The following is a 23704-nucleotide window of genomic DNA, read 5'->3' on the forward strand; positions in this document are numbered from 1 at the left end:
CTGGAGACCGGCGGCGGCTACGGCGTCGAGTACCAGCTCTACGACGGCCTGCTGCGCCCCCGGCAGAAGCAGACCGAGGGCCCGGACGGCACCCGCATGGTCGCCGACTCCTTCTACGACGGCACCGGCAAGGTCTGGAAGACCTCCAGCACCTACAACGCCACCGGAGCGCCGTCCTCGGACCTGCTGCTCGTCCCCGACGGCGAGGTCGGCGCCCAGACCCTCTACGAGTACGACGGCCTGGGACGGCCGACGCGGCAGACGTTCGCCGTCGCCGGGGCGGCACAGTGGAACTCCACCACCACCTACGACGGCCAGTACACCCACGTCGACCCGCCCGAGGGCGGCGTACCGACCACGACCGTCACCAACGCCGCGGGCCAGACCACCGAGATCCGGCACTGGGAGGGCACCGCACCGAACCCCGGCGGCGGGGCAGGGCCCGGCAACGGCTACGACGCCACCGCCTACACCTACACCCCGGCCGGGCGGCTGGAGACCGTCACCGACGCCCAGGGGAACACCTGGCGCTACGAGTACGACCAGCTGGGCCGCAAGGTCAGGAGCATCGACCCGGACGCGGGCACGTCCACCATGGCCTACGACGCGCTGGACCAGCTCGTCTCTGCCACCGACGCCCGGGGCGAGAAGACCTCCACGGTCTACGACGACCTCGGCCGGCCCACCTCCACCTGGGAGGGCGACCCGGGTACCGGGACGCGGCTGACCGAGACCCGCTACGACAAGGCGGGCTGGCTCGGCAAGGCCTACGCCTCACTGCGCTACGTGAACGGCGGCAGCGCGTACTTCGGCTCCGTCGTCCAGTCCATGGACGAGTACTACCGTCCGCTGAAGACCGCCTACCGGGTGCCCGACTCCGAAGGCGCCCTCGGCGGCGTCTACACCTTCACCCAGAACTACAACCGCGACGGCACCCTCCAGAGTGCGGGCATGCCGGCGGCCGGCGGCCTGGAGGCGGAGTCCCTCTCCTACGAGTACGACGACCTCCAGCGCGTGACCGGCATGTCGGGCAACGACACGCCCTACGTCGAGGAGACGACGTACTCGCCGACCAGCCTCGTCCAGCAGCTCGCCCTGAACATGGACGGCGGCGAGACGCTGTGGCAGACCTTCGCCTACGAGAAGGGCACCGACCGGCTGACCCGCTCAGTGCTCGACCTGTCCTCGCAGGCGGCTCCGCTGCGGTCCGCGGACTACTCCTACGACGCGGCGGGCAACGTCCTGGCCATCGCGGACCGCGCGGGCGCCTCCCCCGACGTCCAGTGCTTCGCCTACGACACCGGCCGGCGCCTCACCGAGGCGTGGACCCCGGCGGCCGACGCGGGGACGGCCGTGGGCTCCGGTACGGTCAGCGGCCGACTGGAGGGCACCGCCCCGGCCGCCTGTGACGCCGCCCCCGGCACCGCCGCCCTCGGCGGACCGGCGCCCTACTGGACGTCCTACACGGTCGACTCCATCGGCAACCGCACCCAGGAGGTCCACCACGACGTCGGCCTCGACCCGGCCGGCGACACCACGCGCACCTACACCTACGGGGAGGGCGACGCCGGCCCGCACGCCGTCACCAAGGTCGTCCAGGACGGCCCCACGGCCGACGAGCAGTTCACGTACGCCTACGACGCGAGCGGCAACACCACGCGGCGCGTCATCGGCGGCGACACCCAGACCCTGGAGTGGAACGCCGAGGGCAAGCTGACCAGGTCCACCGAGGCGGACGGCGACGAGGCGACCTACGTCTACGACGCCGGCGGCGACCGCGTCCTGCGGCGCGACGCCACGTCCACCACGGTCTACCTGCCCGGCATGGAACTGCGCCTGGCGGACGGCTCCACCGAGGCCGAGGCCACCCGCTACTACTCCTTCGCGGGCCAGACCGTCGCCGTCCGCACCGACGACGGCACGCTGTCCTACCTCGCCTCCGACCACCAGGGCACCGCGCAACTGGCGGTCGACGCCGCGTCCGGGCAGGTCGCACAGCGCCGCTTCAACCCCTACGGTCAGGACCGGGGCACGCCGGCCGGCCAGTGGCCGGGCGAGAAGGGCTTCGTCGGCGGCACGCTCGACGGCCAGACCGGGCTCACCCACATCGGGGCACGCCAGTACGATCCCGCGCTGGGCAAGTTCATCTCGGTCGACCCGGTCATCGACTACACCGACCCGCAGCAGGTCAACGGCTACGCCTACGCCAACAACACCCCCGTCACCGCCTCCGATCCGTCGGGCCTGCTGGCGATCATGATCAATCCGAAGTACATCCAACGAGCGTCGGCCACGGGGACGTCAGTGACGCCCTCACAGGCCCAGGAGGACGTCAACCGGGCCCGGAGCCAGTACAACGGGGCCAGACAGCAGACCATCGACGCGGCCAAGGAACTCGTCGAGATCGCGAAGGACATCCTCGGCATCAACGCCGCGATGGACTGCTTCTCCAGCGGCGACCTCGCGGCCTGCGGGGAGACCGCGCTCAACATCGCCGGTACCTTCGTCGGCGGCCTGGCGGGCAAGATCCTCGCCAAGTACGGAGCGCCCTGGCAGTGGGCGAAGGGTGCCCGCATGGTCAAACGCGTCTGGGGCCTGCTGGGTGACCTGACATCCGGCGTCAAGGGAATGTGGAAGCACTCCAAGACCCTCAGCAAGGCCAAGGACAGGCTCACCGCGGCCAAGAAGAAGGCGGCGGACAACCGCTCCGAAGCCAGAAGCGAACCAGAAGGCCCGGACAGTCCCGACCGTCCGGACAGAGCGGGGAATCCACACGAACAGAGAAATTTCGAAGTCGTCGGACGCGGTGAGGTCAGGACCGGTGACGTACACGGCGATGTCGTCGTCCGAGGCGGAACCGTCGATGGTGACGTGCACGGCACGGCGGTGATGGCGGAAGGAGGGACCGTTTTCGGAAACGCCCGGAACGTCGTCCAGATCGGAAACCGCAATGTGGTCGGCCGCATGAGTCCGCCTGGTGGAAACTCCCTCCTCGGTGGCGTGCCCGAAGAACGTCTCTCCATCGTCCAGGCCGGCAGGATCTTCGGTGACGTCAACATCATGGGCGAGGGCAACGCTGTACAGGTCGGGCACCTCTATGGCCGCGTCATCGCGGACGGCCGCAAGCTGTGGCCGCTCGAATGAGGTGCTGAGCCGGTGCCAGGCGTCCGATGCCCCTCAGCGGCGTCAAGGACGGAACCAGCAGGCGAGACATCGGCCGGCAGGTGAGGAGATGCGGCCGTAGCGGTGTTGTCCGGGCTAAGAGAGGGCGGGTTCCTCGTTGCGTACCGAGGGGCCCGCCCCTCAGCGCTTCCGAGGGGCGGCTACACGTACCCAGCCATCCTTGACCTGCTCACACTGCGGCGCGTGCGAGGAGACCACCGCCCGGACAGGCCACGCTGGGACAGACTGTGTCGTCGTGGAGGCGGGCGCTCACAGGTCGTCCAGGGCGATGAGGCCGTCCTGGACGGCTCTGGCCACGAGGTGGGCCTTGGTGCGGGCCGGACGGCCCGCGTCGCCGTACTTGACCCGGACCCGGTCGAGGTAGGTGTTGACGGTCCGGACGGATATCCCGAGGCCGGCCGCCACCGCGGCCTTCGACTCGGAGCGGAACCAGCTCAGGAGGACGTCCACCTCGCGGGGCGCGAGGTGGGGACGGCCCGGCCGGGAGCCGCCGCCGAGCATGGCGGCGAGTGCCGGGGACGTGTAGGGGATCCCGTCGGCCGCGGCGAGGGTGGCGGCGACAAGGGGGCGTTCCCCCTCGGCCTTGGTGAGGAAGGTGAACGCACCGAGGCCGAGGCAGGTCTGTGCCTCCGTCCGGCCACCCCGGGGGGCGTGGACGAGCACCCGTCGCTGCTGGGCGACCAGCGCCGTCAGCTCCTCGTAGGCGCATCGTCCCGGTGTCAGGTGCAGGTCGAGCACCACGACCTGTGCCTGACGGCCCGGTCCGGCGAGGGCGGCCGAGACGTCGTCGCCCTTGGCGCACACCGTGATGGACCTGCCCGAGGCGGCGTACCAGGTCTCGATGCCCGCCAGGACGACGGGGTGGGCGTCGAGGAGGGCGACCCGCACCGGGCCCGCTGGTGTCATGACGGGCCTTCACCTCACTCCTGCCGCGGACCTCGCAGAGGAGAATCTACCGCCGGCCCGGAGCGGCACCCCCCTGCCGCCGGGGGTGCCGGCCGGACAGGCTGGTGACGCGTTCGCGCACGGAGGGGAGCGTCCGGGCCGGAGGGGACGAGCGCCCGTCGGGGGTCCCGACGTAGAGCCAGCCCAGCAGGCGTTCGTCCGCGCCGATGTGCAGGGCTTCCCGGACGGCCGGCGCCTCCACCGCCCCGCCCGTCCGCCAGATGCTGCCCCACCCCGCGTCGTGCAGGAGCAGTTCGACGCTGTGGACGAGGAGGGTGGTGGCGGCCAGCTGCTCCCACGCGGGGACGCGGGTCGCCTCCTCGTGCGGACAGAAGATGATCGAGGCGAGCAGCGGTGCCCGCAGGGGCTTGTCGCGGAGCCGGTGGCCGTTGCCGTCGGTCGCCTGCGCGGCGAGCGCGTCCCCCAGCACGTGCCGTGCCGTGCCGCGCAGCAGCAGCCAGCGCCACGGCCGGAGGGTGCCGTGGTCGGGCGCTGACGCCGCCGTCCGGACGAGGTCGGTGAACTGCGTGTCACTGGGCGCCGGAGCGGTCAGGAGGTGCCTGCTCCTGCGGGTGCGGATCGCCTGTGTGAGTTCCATGTTCCCCTCTCCCTCCTCGGGTGGACGGGCCGGGCCCCGCTCCGGTCAGGAGCGTGGCCCGGCCCGGCTCAGGCCGCGGCCGGCAGCCCGGCGTCGTCCACGGCCCGCGCGAAGGAGCGGCGGCAGGCACGCAGCTCCGAGACCAGGACCCAGCCGACCCGGCGGCTGCCCGCCGCGTCGGGCACCTCCACCTCCCAGCTCGTCCACCACGTCCGGCCCGCCGACTGCCGTTCCCGGAACACCGCGTGGAAGCACAGGCACGTCCGCCGCTCGCCGGTGGAACGCAGCACGACCTTGATCTCGGCCTCGGGAACCTCGCAGCGGACGGTGTCCGCGACGCAGGAAACCTTCAGGGCGTCCGGTACCGCCTCGCAGATCACGGCCCGCGCGTGCCGGACGGCCACGCCCCTGACCTCCACGTTCGCCGCGCGGCGCGGGTCGGTGGTCGTCATCGGTGGTCCTCCCGTTCCTTCCGTGCCTTCGCCTGTTTCCCGTTCCGCCGTGCGGTGGCCGCGACCGTGCGGAAGAAGGCGGCGTAGCTGTGTTCCACGTGGACGGCGAAGTGCTCGGCCTCGGCGTGCCGTTCGCGCAGCCGGTTGATCGGCACCACCATGGCCGCGTGGTGCTCCACGTGCAGGTTGTTGCCGTTGGTGAACCACGTGCTGAGCGCGCTGCCGCGTATGGAACGGGTGTTGCGCAGGACGTCCGTGGTCTCCGTCTCGCACAGGATGTGCTCCGGCAGCTCGACCAGGAAGTGCAGCGGTACCGCGACCAGGAGCGGCAGCAGCCACAGCCGCAGGACCAGGTCCGGGTGGCCCGCCAGGCAGACGGCGGCCAGCGAGGCCACGAGGACGCCCAGGAGCCGGTACTCGGCCATGATCTCCCGGCGCCTGCGTTCGGCGATCTGCCCCATGTCGTAGGACCAGCGGCCGGAGAAGCTGCGCGCGACGTCCTTCAGGACGAGGGCGACGCGCGGGTAGTCCAGCAGCCCGCGCAGCAGGAGTTTCCACCGCAGCGGGGCCCGGGTGTCGAAGCCGAAGAACTCCGAGTCCTGCGGCGTGCCGAGGTAGCGGTGGTGCTGGAGGTGGCGCACCCGGTAGTGGCTGTAGGAGACCAGGAGCGGCAGGCCGAGCGGCACACCCGCCAGGCGGTGGGCGCGCGGCGAGCGGAAGGCCGAGTGGTGCAGGCACTGGTGCTGCAACTCGACCATGTGCGTGTACATGGCGCCCAGCAGCAGCATGCCGAGCACCGCGGTCACCGGGTGGGGCTGCAGGGCGAGGTAGCCGGCCACCGCCGTGAGGGCCGCGGCCAGGACCAGTTTGGCGAGGAACACTTTCTCGTCGTGGCGGGTGACCCGCGCCTTGCGGAAGAGGACCTGTGGCCCCTCGTGCGTGGCCGGAGCGGACATGGCCGTCCCCTTCAGTGGGAGAGGTCGCGCATCACGTTCCAGATGCGCCGGTAGTAGGCGTCCGCCACGCGGACGCGGGTGGCGACGCCGAGGCTGATCTCGCGCAGCAGCTCGGGCGACCGGTCGACGAGCGGCACGAAGACGCCGTCGAACCACTCGGCCCCGTGGTCCGCGTCGACGTGGACGTGGACGCGCTGGTAGTCGATCACGTCCGGCGGCACGCCGAGGCGGTCGCAGCCGTCGACCATGGCCTGGAAGCGCGGCGACGCGCTCTGCTCCAGCACGCCCATCGCGCCGAGCGCCCGGGGGTTGAGGTGCCGGTGGATGCCGTACATCAGCAGCAGGCAGGCGTTCTCGAAGGCTTCCGGGCAGTGCAGCGCGGACCGGTCGATGCCCGCGTCCGCCAGGCGGGCGCGCATGTACACGGCCGAGTGCTCGAACATGCGGGTGTGGACGCCGTTGATGTCCCCCTCGCCCATCTCGTCCCAGTAGTTCTCCGCGATGGTCAGTTTGGTGTGGCCCTGCGTGCCGATCTGGACCATGGCCATGAGGTCGTCGAACTTGCTGTCCACCAGCTCCTCGCCCATGAAGAACAGCGCCATCTCGGGCAGGGTCGCCTCCTCGGCCAGGTAGGCGCAGAACTCGGGCTGGGTGTGGTCGTCGGCCACCGCCAGGAACCAGTCACGGAACGCGGCGCCGGTGCGGGGGAGCTGCGACTGGTCGACCTGCGCGTCCTCCCAGCGCAGCCAGGCGTCCTCGATCTGCCTGATGTGCGGGTCGGTGTTCAGCCGCGGGGTGCGCGCGAAGTCCTCCGGGCCGGACATGTAGGCCACGTAGTGGCTGTGCAGGCCGGCCAGGAGGGACTCCCGCAGGCGCGGGTCGGGGGCGCCCGTTTCCGGGAACGCCCGGTCCAGCTGCGGCGTGAGCGGCTGCGTGCCGGTCCGGCGGTCGGTGACGAGAGTCATGGGTCTCCTTCGAACGGTGGTGGTGCGGAGGGGCGGGGAGAGGGGAGCAGCGGGGCGCCGTGCCGCGGGTGGTCACGCCGTCGGAATCCGGCGCCGCCTGGAGAAGGGGCGGGTGACGAGAAGAAGTCTTGCTTTCCGCGCATTTCCCGGACAGAACGCTGCGAGAAGGCGAAATGATCGACAGGCGCCGGACGGCCGCCGCACGGAATGCGTGAATTGGTTCACTTCGGCCGCTTCCTGCGCGAACGTGCCGACGGGCGGCCCCGGGATGGGGCCGGGAAACCGGGCGGGGGCGCGGCCGGGCACCCTGCTGAATATCTGCACGGTCGTTGACCGGGGCACTCCGGCGTCCCCACGCTGCACGGGAGCTGCCAGCCGCCGTACGAGCGAACGGAGCGAAGATGCGCAGCGAGAGGTTCTACGGGCCCGGTGCCCGTCGCGTGCAGGAGTCCATGGACACCGTCGGCCTGGCCGACCACATCGCCGAGCGGTACGTGAGCGAGTCCGTCGAGGGGGCGCCCGCCGAGGTCGTGGCGGGCGCCGACTGCTTCTACCTGGCGACGGCGGACGCGCACGGCCGTCCCGACTGCTCCTACAAGGGGGGCCTGCCCGGTTTCGTGCGGCTGCGCGGACCGCGCGAGATCGTCTTTCCCAGCTACGACGGGAACGGCATGTTCCGCAGCCTGGGGAACGTCCTGGAGAACCCCGCGGTGGGGCTGCTGTTCATCGACTACGGAAGGCCCCTGAAGGTGCGCGTGAACGGCGACGCGCGGGTGCTGGCGGCAGGGGAGTCCCCCGAGCACTTCGAGGGAGCGGACGCGGTGGTGCACGTCGCCGTGCGCGAGGTGTTCGAGAACTGCCCCCGCTACCTGCACGACGTGCGGGCGGCGGGGCACTCCCCGCACGCGCCGCGCGCGGGGCACACGCCGCCGGAGCCGCAGTGGAAGAAGAAGAGCGAGTACGAGGGGCTGCTGCGCCGCGCCGCGGGCTGACCCCGGCCGCCGGTCCGGGCGGGCGCCGGAGGTGACCGGCCGGGTGCGGTCACCGCCCCGCGCGGGCGGTGACCGCACCCGGCCGGCGGCCGTCTCAGGTGGTGTGGGCGGTGCCCGAGGTGCGCGAACAGGCCCGCTTCAGGCGCTGCTGGAGCACGGTGAACCACTCGGCCGCCAGCGCCGCCGGCTTGGCGACGAGGACGAGCGTGCGCGCGGGCGCGGGCATCCCGCCGGCCGTCACCAGCCGCACGAGATCGGGACGGCGGACCAGCGCCGAGGAGGGCACGCACGTGACGGCCTTGAGCGTGGCCGCCATCTCCTGAGCGAGGGCCCAGTCGTCCGTGCGTCCGACGGGACGCGCGGCGATGCCGTGCCGGGCGAAGTGCGTGCTGATGAGGCGGTCGCAGTCGGAGCCGACGCGGGGGAAGACCCAGGGCACCTGCGACAGGGCCCGGGCGGGGTCGGACCGGTTCACGGCGGCCATCACGCCGGGAGGGCCGGTCAGCACGAACGGATCGTGCTTGAGCGGGACGACCCCGAAGCGGGCGTCCGCCCCGGCTCCGTCCTCCTGGATGGACACGGCCACGTCCAGGTTGCCGGCCTCCACCTGGTCGCGGCCCTCGTGCGGGCTGGTCTCGAAGAGCTGGAGGGTCAGACGGGGGTCTTTGGCCGTGGCGATGGCCGGGAGCACGCACCCGGCCATCGCGGAGGGGAAGGCGCCCAGCCGCACGGTGCGCCGATGGCCGCGGGTGTTCTCACCGGCGGTTCGGCGGCGCGCGACGGAGCGCTCCCATAACTCCTCGATCTGCAGGCCTATGCGGGCGATCTGCGTACCGCTCTCCGTCAGCCGGATGCCCCGGCCGTCCGGTTCGACGATCGGGAATCCGCATTCGGACCCCAGTGCCTTGATCTGCTGGGAGACGGCGGAGGGCGACAGGTTGAGTTCTTTGGCCGCCGCCACGATGCCGCCGTGGTGCTGTACGGAGTGCAGGGTCTTGAAGTGCTGAAGGCTTACCATCCGCTCCTCGTTCCGCTGTGTCACGTCCACCTGTTCCAGGCCGCGTACGCCCTCACGGGGAAGGTCCCCAGCCCGGCGACCTTCACCGGCACCGCGGTGAACCGGGCCCCCTCGGAGGGAAGCTGCGACAGATTGGTGAGGTGCTCCACCACGGGGATGCCCGCGCCGAGCAGTTCGGAGTGGGCCGGGCGTTCCCCCGTGTGCGTTCCGTCGATGTTCAGGGAGTCGATGCCCACCACGGCGGGTGCCTCCGCCGCGAGGTAGCGGGCGGCCTCCGCGGAGAGGTGGGGGTGCTCCCCGGAGCCGTACTCCGCCATCCCCCAGAACCGCGACCAGTTTGTCCGGATCAGGACCGCCCGGCCCCGCAGCGGCCGCCCGGCGAACGCGGCCGGTGTGATGCTGCGCTCCTCCGTGTCGATGACGACCGCGGACCTGCCCGCGACCTGGGCCAGGTCGAGCCGGGTGAGGTCGAAACCATCGGCGTAGCGGTGGAAGGGCACGTCGAGGTAGGTCCCCGTCTGCCCGACGAGGCAGAGCCTGCCGATGTGGAACTCCGTGCCCGGCGCGTACGCCGCCCGGGACTCCTCCCGGGTGACGTGGTCGGTCAGCTCCGGCTGGGGGAGCCCCGGGTAGGCGGTGGCACCAGCGGTGATCTCGTGGCTGAGGTCGACCAGGACGCTGCCGGGGCCGCCGCCCGGCGCTGCCGGGGCGAGGCGGGACGTCAGCGGGAATCCGTTGGCCATGAGGTGTGCCCTTCCTGGCTGGTTGGGTGGAATGGTCCGTGCTCGATGCGAGCCGGGCAATGAGACCCCGGCGTTATCGGCCACGCCGCGCCGCCGCCTGGCGGGCCGGGGCGGGAGCGCGCGGTGACCCCGGACGCCGGCGGGGCGCCGTCACGGGACGGCGGGTGGTGGTCAGGTCCGGCCGGCGGCGGAGGGGACCGCGGGGTGCTCGCGGGGGCGCTCCCGGCCGGCGGGGCGGCGGGTGAGGGGGAGGGTGAGGGCGATGAGGGCGGCGCAGGCCAGGTAGCCGCCGCCGATGCCGAGCGGCCGGGCCAGCAGGCCGACGGCCACCGCGCCCACGCCCGTGCCCGCGTCGTAGGCCATGTTCCAGGCCGTGCTGGCCATGCCGTTCCCCCGCGGGCCCGCCCGCTGGAACATGACGACCAGGGTGTCGTTCTGGAGCACGCCGAAGCCGGTGCCGTAGACGGCCGCCGCCGCCACGGCCAGCGCGGCCGCGTACCCGGAGGAGCCGGAGGAGAGGGCGAACCCGGCCACGCCCAGGACGCACGCCAGGAGGCTGGGCAGGAGCAGCCGGCCGGTGCCGAACCGGTCGCTCCACACCCCGGCGCCCCAGCGGCCCGCGATGATGGCCGCCGAGAGGACGAACAGGGCGGTGGAGGCGACGGACGCGCCGCTGTCGCCGAGCGGCAGGAACGACGTCACGCCGCCGAGCGCGCAGGCGGAGGCGATCAGCATGGCCCACGGAGCGGCCAGCGGACGCAGCCGCCCGGCGGTGCGGCGGCGGCGCGCCGCGCCGGACGTGTCCGGGGCCCCGGGCGTGTCCGGCGCGTCCGACGGGTGGGCCGGGGCGGGGGCGGCGGGCGTCCGCAGGGCGACGGCGAGGGGCACGGCGAGGAGGCTGAGGAGCCCCGTCGCGACGAAGACGGGCGCGAAGCCCACGTGTGCGGCGATCCAGACGCCCAGCGGCAGGCAGACGACCTGCGGGAGCCCGACGGCGACCCCGTACCAGCCGACGGCCCGGCCGCGCTGCCCGGCCGGGACGAGTTCGGCGACCAGGGCGCTCCCCGCGACGGCCACCATGCCGAAGCCGACCCCGCGCACGGCGGAGACGGCCAGCACCCAGCCGAGGTCCGGGGAGAGCACGTAGGCGAAGGTGGGCAGCCCCAGCAGCGCGGCGCCCGCGGCCAGGAGCCTGCGCAGCCCGAACCGGCGCAGCAGCCCGGCCATGAAGAGCTGGACCCCCACGGTGGTGGCCATGGTCACCCCGGTGGCCGCGCCCACCCCGCCGAGGGCGGTGCCCCCCTGGGCGGACCAGGCGGGGACGACGGACAGCAGCGGCGCGTAGTTCGAGAACGTGCCCAGCGTGGCGGCGAGCAGGAGCAGGAAGTCCCGCCCGCCGATTCCCCCGGCGGAAGCGGGGGGCGGGACGGTCCGGCCGGAGCGGCGGAAGGTGGGGAGGGCCATGTCTCCGGTGTACGCGCCCGAAGCCATCACGTCCAACGAATCCTGCCGATCCAGGCGATCGGTGCATACGATGGGTGCATGGAGCTCAAGCACCTGGTCACGTTCCTGGCCGTCGCCCGGGAGCTCAGCTTCACCCGTGCCGCGCGGGACCTGGACTACGTGCAGTCGAGCGTCACCGCCCACATCCAGGCGCTGGAGGCGGACCTCGGCGTGCCCCTGTTCGAACGCCTGGGCCGCCGGGTGGCGCTCACCGACGCGGGTCGTGAGCTGCGGCCGCGCGCCCAGCACCTGGTCGGCTACGCGGAACAGACCAGGGAGGCCGTCGCGGGGGCCGCGGCCGATCCGCGCGAGATCCGCGGGACGCTGCGCATCGCCGCGCCCGAGAGCCTGTGCGCCTACCGGCTGCCCGCCGTGCTCAGCGCGCTCAAGGAGCGGTTCCCGCTGCTGCGGGTGGTGTTCGGACCGGCCGGGCGGTCGGCGCTCGTCGCCGGGCTGGAGGACGGCACCCTGGACGCGGGTTTCCTCCTGGAGGAATCGGTGGACCACCCCATGACGGTGGCCGAGCGCATGGCGCGGGAGCCGCTGCGGCTGGTGGCGCACCCGCACCACCCGCTGGCGGCCCGCGAACGGGTGGCCACCGCCGAGCTGGCGGGGGAGACGCTGCTGGTGATCGAGCGGGGCTGCGCGCAGCGCGACGTCATCGACCGGGAACTGCGCCGGACCGGAGCCCGCCCGCCGACGATGGAGTTCGTCAGCGTGGAGGCGCTCAAGCGCTGCGCGGCCGCCGGACTTGGCGTGGCCCTGGTCCCGGAGGCGACGATCGCGGACGAGGCGGGGCGCGGGGAGCTGGCGGTGCTGCCCTGGACGGTCGCGCCCGTGCTGGGCGTCCACTACGTCCTGCACCGGGACCGCCGCCCGACGCTCGTCCTGCGCACGCTCGCCGGTCTCGCCCGCACGGCCTGGCGTCCGCCCGCGCCCGCGCCCGCGACCGCGCCCGCGCCCGCGGACGCCGTCCCCGGCGGCGGCCCGGCGTAGCGGCGGACGTCCCCGGCGGGCGGCCCCGGCGTGCGGCCCCGGGCGGGTGGTCGGGGCGGTGGCGCCCGTCCGGCATACTCGACCGGGTGAGTACCCCATCGCCTTCCGAGCTGCGCACCCTGCCCGTACCCGACGGCCTGGAGGGCGAGCGCGTCGACGCGGCCCTGGCCAGGATGTTCGGCTTCTCCCGGACGAAGGCGGCCGAGCTGGCCTCGGACGGCAAGGTGCGGGTGGACGGCGCGGCGGCGGGCAAGTCCGACCGCGTGCACGGCGGGGCCTGGCTGGAGGTGGAGATGCCGCCGCCGCCCGCGCCGCTGCGCGTCGTCGCCGAGCCGGTGGAGGGCATGGAGGTCGTCCACGACGACGACGACCTGGTCGTCGTCATGAAGCCGGTCGGCGTCGCGGCCCACCCCAGCCCCGGCTGGAGCGGCCCCACCGTCATCGGAGGGCTGGCCGCCGCGGGGTTCACCGTGGCCACCTCCGGCGCGGCGGAGCGCCAGGGCATCGTGCACCGGCTGGACGTGGGGACGTCGGGCCTGATGGCGGTCGCCAAGTCGGAGCGGGCCTACAGCCACCTCAAGCAGCAGTTCCGGGAGCGGACGGTCGACAAGCGCTACCACGCGCTCGTCCAGGGCCACCCCGATCCGCTCAGCGGCACCATCGACGCGCCGGTCGGCCGCCACCCGCAGCACGACTACAAGTGGGCGGTGACCGCCGAGGGCAAGCCCTCGGTGACCCACTACGACCTCATCGAGGCGTTCCGCTCCGCGAGCCTGCTCGACATCAAGCTGGAGACGGGCCGCACCCACCAGATCCGGGTGCACATGTCCGCCCACCGGCACCCGTGCGTGGGCGACCTGACGTACGGCGCCGACCCGACGCTCGCCCGCAGGCTGAAGCTCACCCGGCAGTGGCTGCACGCGGTGCGGCTCGGTTTCACGCACCCGGCCGACGGGAGCTGGGTGGAGTTCGGGAGCGACTACCCGGGCGACCTCCAGTCCGCCCTGGACCGCGTCCGCGCCGACAGCGCCTGACCCCGCCGGGCCCGGGGGGCCGGGTGTCAGGCGGCCTTCCGGCCGGGCTGCCTGAGCACCTCGGTCAGGGCCGAGATGCTGTGGTCGCCGTGGCCCGCCTCCACCGCCCGTTCCAGCAGGGCGTGCAGCGGAGCGAGCCAGGTGGTGTCGACGTTCGTCTCCTCGGACAGCTCCGCCTCCTGGGCCGCGCCCGCGAGGAAGAGGTTCACGGAGGAGGCGGCATCGGTGTAGTCACCGCTGTCGATCTCCCTGGCGTAGACCGGCAGCAGGGACGCGATCATCTCCAGCCACTTCCCCGCGAACCGCACCGTGCTGTCCGCCGTGAGCCCACGGGCCTGGACCGCCGCCGCGCCCTGGAAGAAACCGGCGAGCGCCGGGAGCAGCATGGCGCCCACCGCCATCTCGTACAGCGCGGCGAGGTCGCTCTCGTGCCCGAGGTGGACGGTGTCGCCGCCCAGGACCTTCAGCGTCGTCTCGTACTCGTCGAAGACCGCCTTGTCACCGCCGTAGTACAGCAGGGTGTCCGGCGCTCCCACGGCCGCGGGCACGTTCTTGACCGCTCCGGCCAGGAACCGGGCGCCGTGGCCGGTCGCCCAGCCGGCCATGGCGCGGGCACCGGCGGGTGAACCGCTGTTCAGCGTGACCAGGGCGCGACCGGCCAGCGCGGGCGCGGCCGGCTCCAGAGCGGAGCGGGTGTCCTCGAAGGTGGTCAGGCACGTGATGACCAGGGGGCTCGCCTCGACGGCGGCCCGCACCTCCTCGGCGTGGACGGCGCCCTTGGCCACCAGCGGCGCGGCCCTGGCCGGGGTGCGGTTCCACACCGTCGTCGGATGCCCGGCGCCGACGAACGCCTCGGCCAGCGCCCGGCCCATCGAACCCAGCCCGACGACGGTCACGGGTACGGGAACGTTCCTGGTCATGCGTCACTCCAGTCAGCAGTCGGATGGCCTGGAAAATCGCGGGAAATCCGCGGATCAGTGCGTCCGTGGGACGCCTTTCCATCCCGGAGGCTTCACGCACATTCGATCAAGTACCTACAATTCTGTTCGGTACGCACAGAATTGTCAGGAGGATTCCGGTGGCCAAGCGGGCCTACACCTGCGGACTCGACGCCGCAATCGCCGTCATGGGCGGAAAGCGGAAGGGGCTGGTCCTTTTCTCGCTCGGTGACGGGCCCCTGCGCTTCGGGGAACTGCGCAGGGCGGTGCCCCGCATCAGCGAGAGGATGCTCATCCTCCAGCTCCGGGAGATGGAGGCCAGCGGCCTGGTGCACCGCGAGGTCTACCACCAGGTCCCGCCGAAGGTGGAATACTCGCTGACCGCGTTCGGCCGCTCGCTCAACACGGCGCTCGCCCCGCTCGGCGAGTGGGGCGAAGAGCACATGGAACGCATCGAGGCCATTCCCTGATCCGGCGGGACGCCGCCGCCTCCCGAACCGGCGGCCGTTCCCGGCCCGGCGGGCCTACCCGGTCGCGGCACCAGCCATCGTGCCGCCGGTGCCGGCCGCCGGGCCGGGGGTGCGGGGCTCGTACGAGCGCACGAGGCGGGCGAGTTGCCGCCCCGCAGCCCGAAGCGGCTCCTCGCTGCGGTACACCTGGGCGGTGACCTCCGCCCCTTCCAGGGTGCCGATGACGGTGGTGCCCAGTTCCCGGGCGTCCTGCGGGGGGAAGCCGCAGCGCAGCAGCTTGTCGTGGACCAGGTCTTCCCAGGTGCGCAGTGCCTCGGCGCACGCCCGCTGGATCTCCGGGTCCGTGCCGAGCGTCTCCAGGGCCGCCGCCGTGACGGGGCAGCCGTCCGTCCAGCCCGACTCGCGCAGGTCGTCGGCGAGTTGCCGGGCGCAGGCCAGCACCGCCTCGGCCGGGTCCTCGTGGTCCTCCAGCGCCTTCCGGAGGGGCGCTGCGACGTCCTCGCTGCTGTGGTTGATCGCGGCCACGGCGACGGCCGCCTTGCCCCCCGGGAAGAAGTGGTAGACGGAGCCGAGGGTGGCCTGTGCCTCCTGGGCGATCTGCTTGACGCCCGTGCCGACGTACCCCTGCCGCTGCATGAGGCGGGCCGCGGCGACGACGATCCGGTCCCGGGTGCTGGTCTGCATGGAGGCATCGTACCGAGTCACTGAGTAGAACGTTCGTTTTAGAGAGTGTTACGTTCGCCTCGTTCTGGATAGAGCGCTCGTTTTAGTCAGGATGGAGAGCATGGCATGAACAGCACCACGCAGTCGGTCACGGTCATCGGACTCGGGCCCATGGGCCGCGCCACGGCCGGGGCCTTCCTGGACCGGGGGTACGCGGTCACGCTGTGGAACCGCACGGCGTCGCGCGCGGACGACCTGGTGGCCCGCGGCGCCGTCCTCGCGGGGAGCCCCGAGGAGGCCGTCGCCGCGAACGAGGTGGTGATACTCAGCCTCACCGACTACGCCGCGATGTACGACGTGCTGGAACCCGCCGCGGCGGCGCTGCCCGGCCGGGTCCTGGTCAACCTCAGTTCCGACACTCCCGAGCGGGCACGGACCGCCGCCCGCTGGGCGGCCGGGCGCGGGGCCGTGCAGCTCACCGGAGGGTCTCCGTGCCGCCCTCCGGCATCGGCCGGCCCGAGTCGTCCACCTTCTACAGCGGACCGCGCGCGGCGTTCGACGAGCACCGGCCGGTACTCGAAGTCGTCACCGGCCGGACCGACTACCGGGGGGAGGACCCGGGAATGGCCGCGCTCGTCTACCAGATCGGCATGGTCATGTTCTGGACCTCCATGCTGAGCTACTGGCAGGCGATCGCCCTCGCCGAGGCCAACGGGCTGACGGCGGCCGACGTCCTCCCGCACGCCATCGACACCGCGAACTCACTGCCGGACTTCTTCACCTTCTACGCGGAGCGCATCGACGCCGGCCGGCACACCGGTGACGTGGACCGCCTGGCCATGGGCATGGCCAGCGTCGAGCACGTGCTGCACACCAACGCCGACTCGGGCGCCGACACCACGCTCCCGGCCGCGGTGGCCGACCTCTTCCGGCGCGGCATGGACGCCGGCCACGCCGCGGACAGCTTCTCCGCCTTGGTGGAGCTGATGAAGAAGGCCGAGGCGTAGCCGGAGCCGTCGGCGGCCGGGTCAGCGGGCCGGGCGCGGGGCGCGCTGCTCGTACGGGCCGGGGCCCACGCCGTCCCGGCCCGGGGCGGTGGCGTCCGGGGCGGGGCGGGCGTCCGGCCCGGGGCCGGTGCGCACGCGGGGCAGCGCGGAGGGGTGCTCGTCGCGCAGCCACGTGATGAGCTGCTCGCGCACGGTGACCCGCAGCGTCCAGATGTCGTCCGGCGTGCGGGCCGTCATCGAGGCCCGCACCTGGATCGTCGTGGGCGTGGTGTCGGTCACCACCAGGCCCCAGCTGCGGCCGTCCCACTCGTCGCTGGCCCGGACGATCTCCTCCGTCTTCGCCCGCAGCTCCGCGAGCGGCGCGGTGTGGTCCAGGTGGAGGTAGACGGTCCCGGTCATCTGGGTGCCGCCGCGCGACCAGTTCTCGAACGGCTTGTTCGTGAAGTACGACACCGGCATGGTGATGCGGCGCTCGTCCCAGGTGAGCACCACCAGGTAGGACACCGTGATCTCGTCCACGACGCCGTACTCGCCGTCCACCACCACCGTGTCCCCGATGCGGACCATGTCGCCGAAGGCGATCGACAGGCCGGCGAACAGGTTGCTCAGCGTGGACTGGGCGGCGATACCGGCGACGATGCCCAGCACACCGGCCGAGGCCAGCATCGAGGTCCCCACGGTGCGCATGCCGTCGAACTGGAGCAGTATCGCCGCCACCGCGACGACGACCACGACCGCCGTCACCATGCGCTGGACCAGGGTGAGCTGGGTGCGCACGCGGCGGGCCCTGGCCGGGTCGTGGGCGACCCCGGTGTACCGCACCGAGGCCGCCTCCATGACGGCGGTCGCCACGCGCAGCACCAGCCACGCCGAGGCACCGATGAGGATGAGCGTCAGCCACAGCTCGACCGTCACCCGGCTGCCTCCGCCCAGGTGCGTACTGCCGAAGAAGCCGCGCACCAAAGCGACGAACAGCACCGCCATCAGCGGGCTGCGGCCGCGGCGCAGCAGGCCCCACAGGGGCGTCTCCGGGTGCCGGGCGTCGATGCGCACGAGCAGCCGGTCCACGGCCCAGGCCAGCGCCCAGGCCAGCACGATCGCGCCGCCGAACACGATGGCCGGCCGCAGCACGTCTTCCATGTCGTTACGACTCCTTGACGATGAGGGGCTCACCCGACCGTACCTGGCACCGTGGGACACTCTGGGACACGGGGCGCGAGCGGCCCCGGGGAGACGACGAAGGACGTGACGCGTTGGCCACCGTTGTGCTGTTCCACTCCGCCTACGGGCTGCGGCCCGCCGTCCACGCCGCCGCGGCGCGGCTGCGGGAGGCGGGGCACGAGGTCCACACGCCCGACCTCTACGACGGGCGGACCACCGGGACGGTGGAGGAGGGCATGGCCGTCAAGGACGGCATCGGCCGCGACGAGCTGCTGCGCCGGGCCGTCGCCGCGACCGCCCCGCTGACCGGGAAGGGTGTCGTCTACGCCGGGTTCTCCCTGGGCGCCTCCGTCGCGCAGAACCTCGCCCTGGCCGACGAGCACGCCCGGGGGCTGCTGCTCCTGCACGGCACCTCCGACGTGGCCGAGGGCGCCACGGCGCCCGACCTGCCCGTGCAGCTGCACGTCGCCGACCCCGACGCGTTCGAGCCGCACGACTGGCTCAACGCCTGGTACCTGAACATGCGGCGGACCGGCGCGGACGTCGAGGTGCACCGCTACGCCGGGGCCGGACACCTGTACACCGACCCCGGTCTGCCCGACCACGACGCGGAGGCCGCCGAGCGGACCTGGCGCACCGCGCTCGCCTTCCTCGCGGAGACCGGCCCCGCGGACACCGGGAGCTGACGGCCGCCGGCCGCCCCGGCCGCCGCGCTCGCGCCCCGGGACGGTTCAGGGCCGGGTGCAGCGTCCGCTCCCGCCGCCCTGCGGGTGGCAGACGTACACCGTGTCGGCCGGGTCGTCACTGAGGTAGCGGCCGACGCAGGCGTTCGCGCTCGTCCGGCCGCGCTCGGCGCAGAACCGCACCGCGTCGCGGCCGTCGGCGAACGGGCCCGGCACGTGGACGACCCAGTAGCCGGGGTTCAGCGAGGCGAAGTCGTCGCTGCGCAGCAGCTCCGCCTCCGGCACCTCCTCCCGGACGGCCGCCAGCCGCCGGTCGCGGACGTCCTCGCCGGTGGAGACCGGCTCGGAGAACAGCTGGGCGATCCACGTGCCCGTCCCGGGCGGGGCGCCGGACCCCTGCCCGGGCGCCCCGGGCTCCTGTCCCGCCGCGTCGTCGCGCGGCGCGTCCGGTGACGCGGACGGACCGGGGGTGTCCGACGGGGCGGGCGCCGGGGACGAGGGCGAGGCGGACGGCGACGGGGTGGCGGGCGCGGTGGACTCCGGAGCCGTCGGGCCGACGGCCTGGGTGACGCCGGACTGCGGAACGGCCCCGCCGCCCGCGGGGGAGCCGCCATCGCCTTGGGAGAGCAGCAGTCCGCCCGCCACCGTGCCCAGCACGGCCAGGGCGCAGACGGCCGCCCCGACGGCCGGCCCCGCGCGCCGCCGCCGGCCGCCGCCCGGCGGGGTGCCGCCGGGCCGGGTGTCGCCGTGCTGCGGGGTGCCGTGCTGCGGGGTGCCGGACGCGGGCGGGCCCGGCCGGCGGGTGTCGTACCGGGTGGGCTGGTACGGCGTCCCGTACCCCGCCGCGGGCGGCGCCGGGGGCGCGGACGGGTGCGGCACCCCGGGCGGGGACGCGGGCCGGGGCGGCGCCACCGGGGCCGGTGCCTGCCGGGGCGCGGCCCCGGGGGCGCTCGCCGCGGCGGCCAGCATCCCGTCCACCTGCGCGGCGTCCGGCCGGGCCGCCGGGTCCCGCACGAGCAGCGCGGCCAGCACCGCCGCCAGCGGTCCGGAGCGGACCGGCGGCGGCACCGGCTCGTCCAGCACCGCCGCCAGCGTGGCGAGCGTGCTGCCCCGGCGCATCGGGCTGTGCCCCTCCACGACGACGTACAGCAGCATGCCCAGCGACCACAGGTCGGCCGCCGGATGGTCCGCCGCGCCCCGGACGCGCTCGGGGGCCATGAACTCGGGGGAGCCGACCAGATCGCCGGTGGCCGTCACCTGCGGCGAGTCCTGGTACACGGCGATGCCGAAGTCCGTCAGCACCGCCGAACCGTCCGCGCGCAGCAGCACGTTGGCCGGTTTGACGTCCCGGTGGTGGACGCCCGCCGCGTGCGCCGCCCGCAGCCCGGCGAGGACGTCGCGGGCGACGCGGACGGCCTCCGGCACGGGCAGCGGCCCGGCGGCGGTCCGCCGGGCGAGGCTCGGCCCCGGCAGCAGCTCCATCACCAGCCACGGGTACGGCCCCTGGTCGACGACGTGGTGGATCGTCACCACGTGGGGATGCGTGAGCCGGGCCAGGGCGCGCGCCTCGCGCAGCACGCGCTCGCGCAGCTTCGTGGAGAGCCCCGGGTCCTGCGACACCGCCGCCGGGCCGGGCGGGCGGACCTCCTTCAGCGCCACCTCGCGCTCCAGCACGAGGTCCCGCGCCCGCCACACCGTTCCCATCCCCCCGCTGCCGAGCCGTTCCAGCAGCTCGAACCGGCCGTCGACGACGCGCCCCCTGGTGCCCCCGCTCATGGGGGTCAGCGTACGGGCTGCCAGCTCCGTTCCAGACGCTGGCTCCCGGACCGGGTGCGGTAGGAGCGGGCGTGCCGGGAAGCGGCCTGCGGGTCCGTCCGGTCGGTGAGCCGGTAGTAGTCCATCTGCGTCCGTTCGGCGGTCACGTCCAGGACGCCGTACCCGTGCGCGTCGGTGTCCACCCAGCGCGCGTGCCGGTTCGCGGCGCGCAGCGCGGCCGAGGCCACGGGCGTGGTGGTGCCCTCCGGGACGCGCAGGGCGTCGTCGATGTTGTCGGAGGTCACGGAGGTGACGACGAACTCCGTGGCGGCGGTGGGCGACAGCGGGTACGTCGCCGCTTCGACGGGTACGTCGTTGGCCCAGGCCATGTGGATGTCCCCGGTCAGGAACACGGTGTTGTCGATGCCGTGGGCGCGCAGGTGGCCCAGCAGCTCCCGGCGGTCGCCGGTGTAGCCGTCCCACTGGTCGGTGTTGACGGCGAGCCCGCCGGCGGGCAGGCCCAGCAGGTCAGCGAGCGGCCGCAGCAGGTAGGCGGGCACGGAGCCGAAGGCGAGCGGGGAGATCATCACGGACGTGCCGACCAGCCGCCAGCGGGCCTGCGAGGAGCTGAGCCCGGCCTTGAGCCAGTCGAGCTGGGCGCGTCCGGTCAGCGTGCGCCCGGGGTCGTCCACGCCCGCGTCGCCCGCCTGCACCTGCTGGTCGCGGAAGGAGCGCAGGTCCAGCAGGTGCAGGTCGGCCAGGGTGCCGAAGCGCAGCCGCCGGTACGTGGTGCCGGCGGTGGACGGCCGGACCGGCATCCACTCGAAGTACGCCTGCTTGGCCGCCGCCATCCGCGCCGCCCAGGTGCCCTCGGCGCCGGGGGTGTGGTTCCCCGCCCCGCCGGACCAGGCGTTGTCGGCGAACTCGTGGTCGTCCCACATGGCGATGACCGGGTGGGCGGCGTGCAGGGCGGCCAGGTCCGGGTCGGTCTTGTACTGGCCGTGCCGGACGCGGTAGTCGGCGAGCGTGGTGATCTCGTGCGCGGGCTCGTGCGGGCGGACGGTGCGGCCCCGGGTGCCGTACCCGCCCGTCGGGTACTCGTACAGGTAGTCACCCAGGTGCAGGACGGCGTGCAGGTCGGAGCGGGCGGCCAGGTGGCGGTAGGCGGCGAAGTAGCCGGCCTCCCAGTTGGAGCAGGAGACCGCGCCCAGGCGCAGGTTCGCCGGGCTGCTGCCGGGAGCGGGTGCGGTGCGGGTGCGGCCCGCGGGGGAGTGCGTCCCGGCGGCGGTGAACCGGTAGTGGTAGGCCGTGTCCGGGCGCAGGCCGCGCACGTCGGCCTTCACGGTGTGGTCGGCGGCGGCCGTGGCGCGGACGGTGCCGCGCGCGGCGACGCGGGTGAAGGCGGCGTCCTCGGCGACCTCCCAGCCGACGTCCAGGCCGGCGCCCCGGCCCGAGCCCGGCCGCGCGCCGGGTTCGGGGGTGACGCGGGTCCACAGCAGGACGCCGTCGGGGAGCGGGTCGCCGGAGGCGACGCCGTGCTCGAAGGCGGGGCCGCTCGCGGCGGCGCCCGCGGCGGTGCCGGTGGCCAGCGGGGCCAGGGCGGCGGTCGTGGCCGCCGCGGCCAGGACGCTGCGGCGTCTGGGCCGGGCGGCGGGCCGGGCGGCGGGGCGTGCGGCGTCCGGCCCGTCCGCGGTGGCGGACGGGCCGGTGCGCCCGGTGTCGGCGGTGGGCTCGGTGGCGGCGTCGGAGTGCGTCACGGCCGCAGATGCTACGGCCGGAACCGGGCAACGGACAGACGCCGGACGGCTGTTCGCCCGCCCGCCGGTCCCCGTTACCCGCGCGCTCCGCTCCGGGTCACTTCGCGAGCAGGGCGTCCACCATCTGGTTGTACTGCTCCGGGTTGTGCGGGACGCTGCCCTGCTCGCCGCCCATCTTCTGACCGTTGACCTTGACGGTCGGCGTGCCCGTGACGTCCGGGGCGGCCCGGAACTTGTCGGACATCTTCAGCGCCCACGGGTCGAAGGTGCCCTCGTTGACGGCCTTCTCGAACGCGTCGTTGCCCTTCAGCTCCTCGACGTCCTGCGCCATGTCGATCAGCTTCTGGTCGTCGGCGAACTCGTCGATCCGCTCGTCGGGGTGGTTGTCGGGCGAGTAGAGGAGCTTCTTGTACTCCAGGAACGCCTCCGGGCTCACGTCGAGCGCGGCGCCGAGCGCGCTGAGGGCGTTCTTGGAACCGGAGCCGTTGCTGCCGACGCCCTCGGCGTTGTCACCGTCGAGGAAGGTGCCGAAGACGAACTCGGCCTTGTACTTGCCGTCCTCGATGTCCTTGATGAGGGTCTCGCCGACGCCCTGCTCGAAGGAGGCGCAGACCGGGCAGCGCATGTCCTCGTAGACGGTGACGGTGTCCGCCGCGTCCTGGTCGCCGATGACGACGTCGGTGCCGTCCTCGCCCTCGGTGTTGGCGGGGGCGGTGTACTTGGCGTAGTCGCCCGCGGCCTCGTCCTTCTCGGCGACCTGCGAGGCGGCCGACCAGTCGCTGTTGTCGCCCTCGCCGCCGCCGGTGCTCATGTTGGTGACGGCGATGCCGATGCCGCCGGCCACGGCCAGCACGACGACGACCGCGCCGGCCACGCCGAGCTGGCGGCGCATCTTGTCCTTCTTCGCCTGCTTCTCGCGCTCGACGCGCAGCCGCTCGCGGGCTTCCCTCTTGGCTTCCTGGGTGTTGCGCTTGCTCATGACGACGTGGCTCCGTTGGGTTGGGTACGACAGGGGGGTGGCCCGGGACCGGGCGGCCGGGGCGGGACGTCAGCCCGCGGCCGGGCGGGGCGGCCCGCGTCGTACGACGGAGTGGGTCAGCAGGGGCCGGGCGTGCGGTGCCCGGACCCGGTGCGCGGCGCGCGACGGGGCGGGCCGCGGCACCGGCAGGGCACGGGCGGCGGCGCGGGCCAGGAGCGGGTGCAGCAGGGTGTGCGTCCGCGCGGCGGCGGCGCGCCACAGCCGGGCGAACGCCTCCTCGCCGCGCCACAGCCAGGCGGCGGCGGCCAGCCCGACGGCCCCGTGCGCGCCGAGCAGCAGCCACGGTGCGGCCGGGTGGGCCAGCGCCGGGGTGGGGGCGTCGGCGGCCATCCGCGCCAGCGGCGTGCCGAAGCCGCCGCCCGCGCAGACCAGGTCCAGGCCGAGGCTGCGCAGCGGTCCGGTGACCGGGCCGCCCGCGGCGCCGTAGCAGGTGACCTGGCCCGAGGTGAAGACGGTGTCGGCGGCCAGCTCCAGCGGAACGAGGGCGGCTGCGGTCGCCCCGTAGCCGCGCGCGCGGCCCGCGAGGGCGTAGGCGCACAGGAACACGGCGCCGGTGACGGCCAGCAGCACGGGCAGCGGCACGGGCGCCGCCGACAGCAGCACGTGGGTGCCCGCGGACAGCACGACGCACACCGCGGTGAACACCGCGGCGCGTGCTGCTCGTATACCAGTGCGGGGAGTGACCATCGCCTGCGAGTGTGCCACGCCCGCCGTAAGGGCCGGGTGAGGAGTGCCGCAACCGCTACCCGACCGTGACCGGGCGCCGCGCCGCGGCGGCCGGGCGCCGTCCGCCGGGGCGGCACCGCGCGGGACCGTGCGCCGCCGCCGGAGCCGTCGGCCGGCGGC

The 23704-nt window shown here is 73.9% G+C and carries 21 protein-coding genes and 1 pseudogene; 7 read left to right on the forward strand and 15 right to left on the reverse strand.

Translation table 11 applies throughout. The annotated features are described in order from the left end of the window. A partial coding sequence (locus V1J52_RS19965; protein WP_330141272.1) for an RHS repeat domain-containing protein occupies nucleotides 1-3144 on the forward strand: 3144 nt, incomplete at its 5' end. 288 nt (nucleotides 3145-3432) lie between these two features. On the opposite strand, the gene V1J52_RS19970 is transcribed toward V1J52_RS19965, so the two are convergent. From V1J52_RS19970 to V1J52_RS19990, 5 genes are all read right to left on the reverse strand, one after another. Continuing rightward, a complete protein-coding gene (locus tag V1J52_RS19970; protein ID WP_330141273.1) occupies nucleotides 3433-4089 on the reverse strand; it encodes a helix-turn-helix transcriptional regulator in 657 nt (218 codons plus the stop codon). Between the two features lie 46 nt (nucleotides 4090-4135). Beyond that, entirely contained in the window at nucleotides 4136-4726 is a 591-nt protein-coding gene (locus V1J52_RS19975) for a nitroreductase family protein (protein ID WP_330141274.1), read from the reverse strand. A 68-nt stretch (nucleotides 4727-4794) separates the two neighbouring features. Continuing rightward, on the reverse strand, nucleotides 4795-5178 hold the full coding sequence (locus tag V1J52_RS19980) for a hypothetical protein (RefSeq protein ID WP_330141275.1): 384 nt from the start codon (nucleotides 5176-5178) through the stop codon (nucleotides 4795-4797). After that, the gene (locus tag V1J52_RS19985) at nucleotides 5175-6134 is read right to left on the reverse strand and encodes a fatty acid desaturase family protein (RefSeq protein ID WP_330141276.1); all 960 of its coding nucleotides are present in this window, start codon (nucleotides 6132-6134) and stop codon (nucleotides 5175-5177) included. The genes V1J52_RS19980 and V1J52_RS19985 overlap by 4 nt, the downstream gene beginning before the upstream one ends. A gap of 11 nt (nucleotides 6135-6145) precedes the next feature. After that, a complete protein-coding gene (locus tag V1J52_RS19990; protein WP_330141277.1) occupies nucleotides 6146-7099 on the reverse strand; it encodes an iron-containing redox enzyme family protein in 954 nt (317 codons plus the stop codon). Between the two features lie 401 nt (nucleotides 7100-7500). On the opposite strand from V1J52_RS19990, the gene V1J52_RS19995 reads away from it, so the two are divergent. Then, nucleotides 7501-8091 carry a pyridoxamine 5'-phosphate oxidase family protein gene (locus V1J52_RS19995; protein WP_330141278.1) on the forward strand — a complete coding sequence of 197 codons (591 nt, stop codon included), beginning with the start codon at nucleotides 7501-7503 and terminating at the stop codon, nucleotides 8089-8091. Between the two features lie 94 nt (nucleotides 8092-8185). Here V1J52_RS19995 and V1J52_RS20000 read toward each other — a convergent pair whose 3' ends face one another. From V1J52_RS20000 to V1J52_RS20010, 3 genes are all read right to left on the reverse strand, one after another. Further along, on the reverse strand, nucleotides 8186-9109 hold the full coding sequence (locus V1J52_RS20000; protein WP_330141279.1) for a LysR family transcriptional regulator: 924 nt from the start codon (nucleotides 9107-9109) through the stop codon (nucleotides 8186-8188). A 20-nt stretch (nucleotides 9110-9129) separates the two neighbouring features. Beyond that, entirely contained in the window at nucleotides 9130-9852 is a 723-nt protein-coding gene (locus V1J52_RS20005) for a cyclase family protein (protein WP_330141280.1), read from the reverse strand. A 171-nt stretch (nucleotides 9853-10023) separates the two neighbouring features. Beyond that, on the reverse strand, nucleotides 10024-11316 hold the full coding sequence (locus V1J52_RS20010; RefSeq protein ID WP_330141281.1) for an MFS transporter: 1293 nt from the start codon (nucleotides 11314-11316) through the stop codon (nucleotides 10024-10026). 78 nt (nucleotides 11317-11394) lie between these two features. Between V1J52_RS20010 and V1J52_RS20015 the strand changes: the two genes are divergently transcribed. Together V1J52_RS20015 and V1J52_RS20020 are read left to right on the forward strand one after the other, a co-directional pair. After that, nucleotides 11395-12351, forward strand: coding sequence for a LysR family transcriptional regulator (locus V1J52_RS20015; RefSeq protein WP_330141282.1), 957 nt, complete (start codon nucleotides 11395-11397; stop codon nucleotides 12349-12351). 86 nt (nucleotides 12352-12437) lie between these two features. Then, the gene (locus V1J52_RS20020; protein WP_330141283.1) at nucleotides 12438-13385 is read left to right on the forward strand and encodes an RluA family pseudouridine synthase; all 948 of its coding nucleotides are present in this window, start codon (nucleotides 12438-12440) and stop codon (nucleotides 13383-13385) included. Nucleotides 13386-13411: 26 nt separating this feature from the next. Here V1J52_RS20020 and V1J52_RS20025 read toward each other — a convergent pair whose 3' ends face one another. Then, nucleotides 13412-14305: an NAD(P)-dependent oxidoreductase gene (locus V1J52_RS20025; RefSeq protein ID WP_330141285.1), complete on the reverse strand. Its 894-nt coding sequence runs from the start codon at nucleotides 14303-14305 to the stop codon at nucleotides 13412-13414. A gap of 158 nt (nucleotides 14306-14463) precedes the next feature. On the opposite strand from V1J52_RS20025, the gene V1J52_RS20030 reads away from it, so the two are divergent. Continuing rightward, nucleotides 14464-14793, forward strand: coding sequence for a winged helix-turn-helix transcriptional regulator (locus tag V1J52_RS20030; RefSeq protein WP_330141286.1), 330 nt, complete (start codon nucleotides 14464-14466; stop codon nucleotides 14791-14793). 54 nt (nucleotides 14794-14847) lie between these two features. Here V1J52_RS20030 and V1J52_RS20035 read toward each other — a convergent pair whose 3' ends face one another. Next, nucleotides 14848-15477 carry a TetR/AcrR family transcriptional regulator gene (locus V1J52_RS20035; protein ID WP_330141287.1) on the reverse strand — a complete coding sequence of 210 codons (630 nt, stop codon included), beginning with the start codon at nucleotides 15475-15477 and terminating at the stop codon, nucleotides 14848-14850. Between the two features lie 105 nt (nucleotides 15478-15582). Here V1J52_RS20035 and V1J52_RS20040 point away from each other — a divergent pair. Then, a pseudogene (locus V1J52_RS20040) lies at nucleotides 15583-16463 on the forward strand (NAD(P)-dependent oxidoreductase). A gap of 21 nt (nucleotides 16464-16484) precedes the next feature. Here the strand turns inward: V1J52_RS20040 and V1J52_RS20045 are convergent. Then, entirely contained in the window at nucleotides 16485-17603 is a 1119-nt protein-coding gene (locus tag V1J52_RS20045) for a mechanosensitive ion channel family protein (protein WP_330141288.1), read from the reverse strand. A 113-nt stretch (nucleotides 17604-17716) separates the two neighbouring features. On the opposite strand from V1J52_RS20045, the gene V1J52_RS20050 reads away from it, so the two are divergent. Further along, nucleotides 17717-18310: a dienelactone hydrolase family protein gene (locus V1J52_RS20050; RefSeq protein ID WP_330141289.1), complete on the forward strand. Its 594-nt coding sequence runs from the start codon at nucleotides 17717-17719 to the stop codon at nucleotides 18308-18310. 45 nt (nucleotides 18311-18355) lie between these two features. Here V1J52_RS20050 and V1J52_RS20055 read toward each other — a convergent pair whose 3' ends face one another. The 4 genes from V1J52_RS20055 to V1J52_RS20070 form a co-directional block, all read right to left on the reverse strand. Then, on the reverse strand, nucleotides 18356-20083 hold the full coding sequence (locus V1J52_RS20055; protein WP_330141290.1) for a serine/threonine-protein kinase: 1728 nt from the start codon (nucleotides 20081-20083) through the stop codon (nucleotides 18356-18358). 5 nt (nucleotides 20084-20088) lie between these two features. Continuing rightward, a complete protein-coding gene (locus tag V1J52_RS20060; RefSeq protein WP_330141496.1) occupies nucleotides 20089-21687 on the reverse strand; it encodes an alkaline phosphatase D family protein in 1599 nt (532 codons plus the stop codon). Between the two features lie 229 nt (nucleotides 21688-21916). Next, entirely contained in the window at nucleotides 21917-22798 is an 882-nt protein-coding gene (locus V1J52_RS20065; protein ID WP_330141291.1) for a thioredoxin domain-containing protein, read from the reverse strand. A 69-nt stretch (nucleotides 22799-22867) separates the two neighbouring features. Next, nucleotides 22868-23545: a hypothetical protein gene (locus tag V1J52_RS20070; protein ID WP_330141292.1), complete on the reverse strand. Its 678-nt coding sequence runs from the start codon at nucleotides 23543-23545 to the stop codon at nucleotides 22868-22870. Between the last annotated feature and the right edge of the window lie 159 nt (nucleotides 23546-23704).

Origin of the sequence: Streptomyces solitudinis, assembly GCF_036323765.1 — a bacterium.
In the GTDB taxonomy this organism is placed as follows: Bacteria; Actinomycetota; Actinomycetes; order Streptomycetales; family Streptomycetaceae; genus Streptomyces.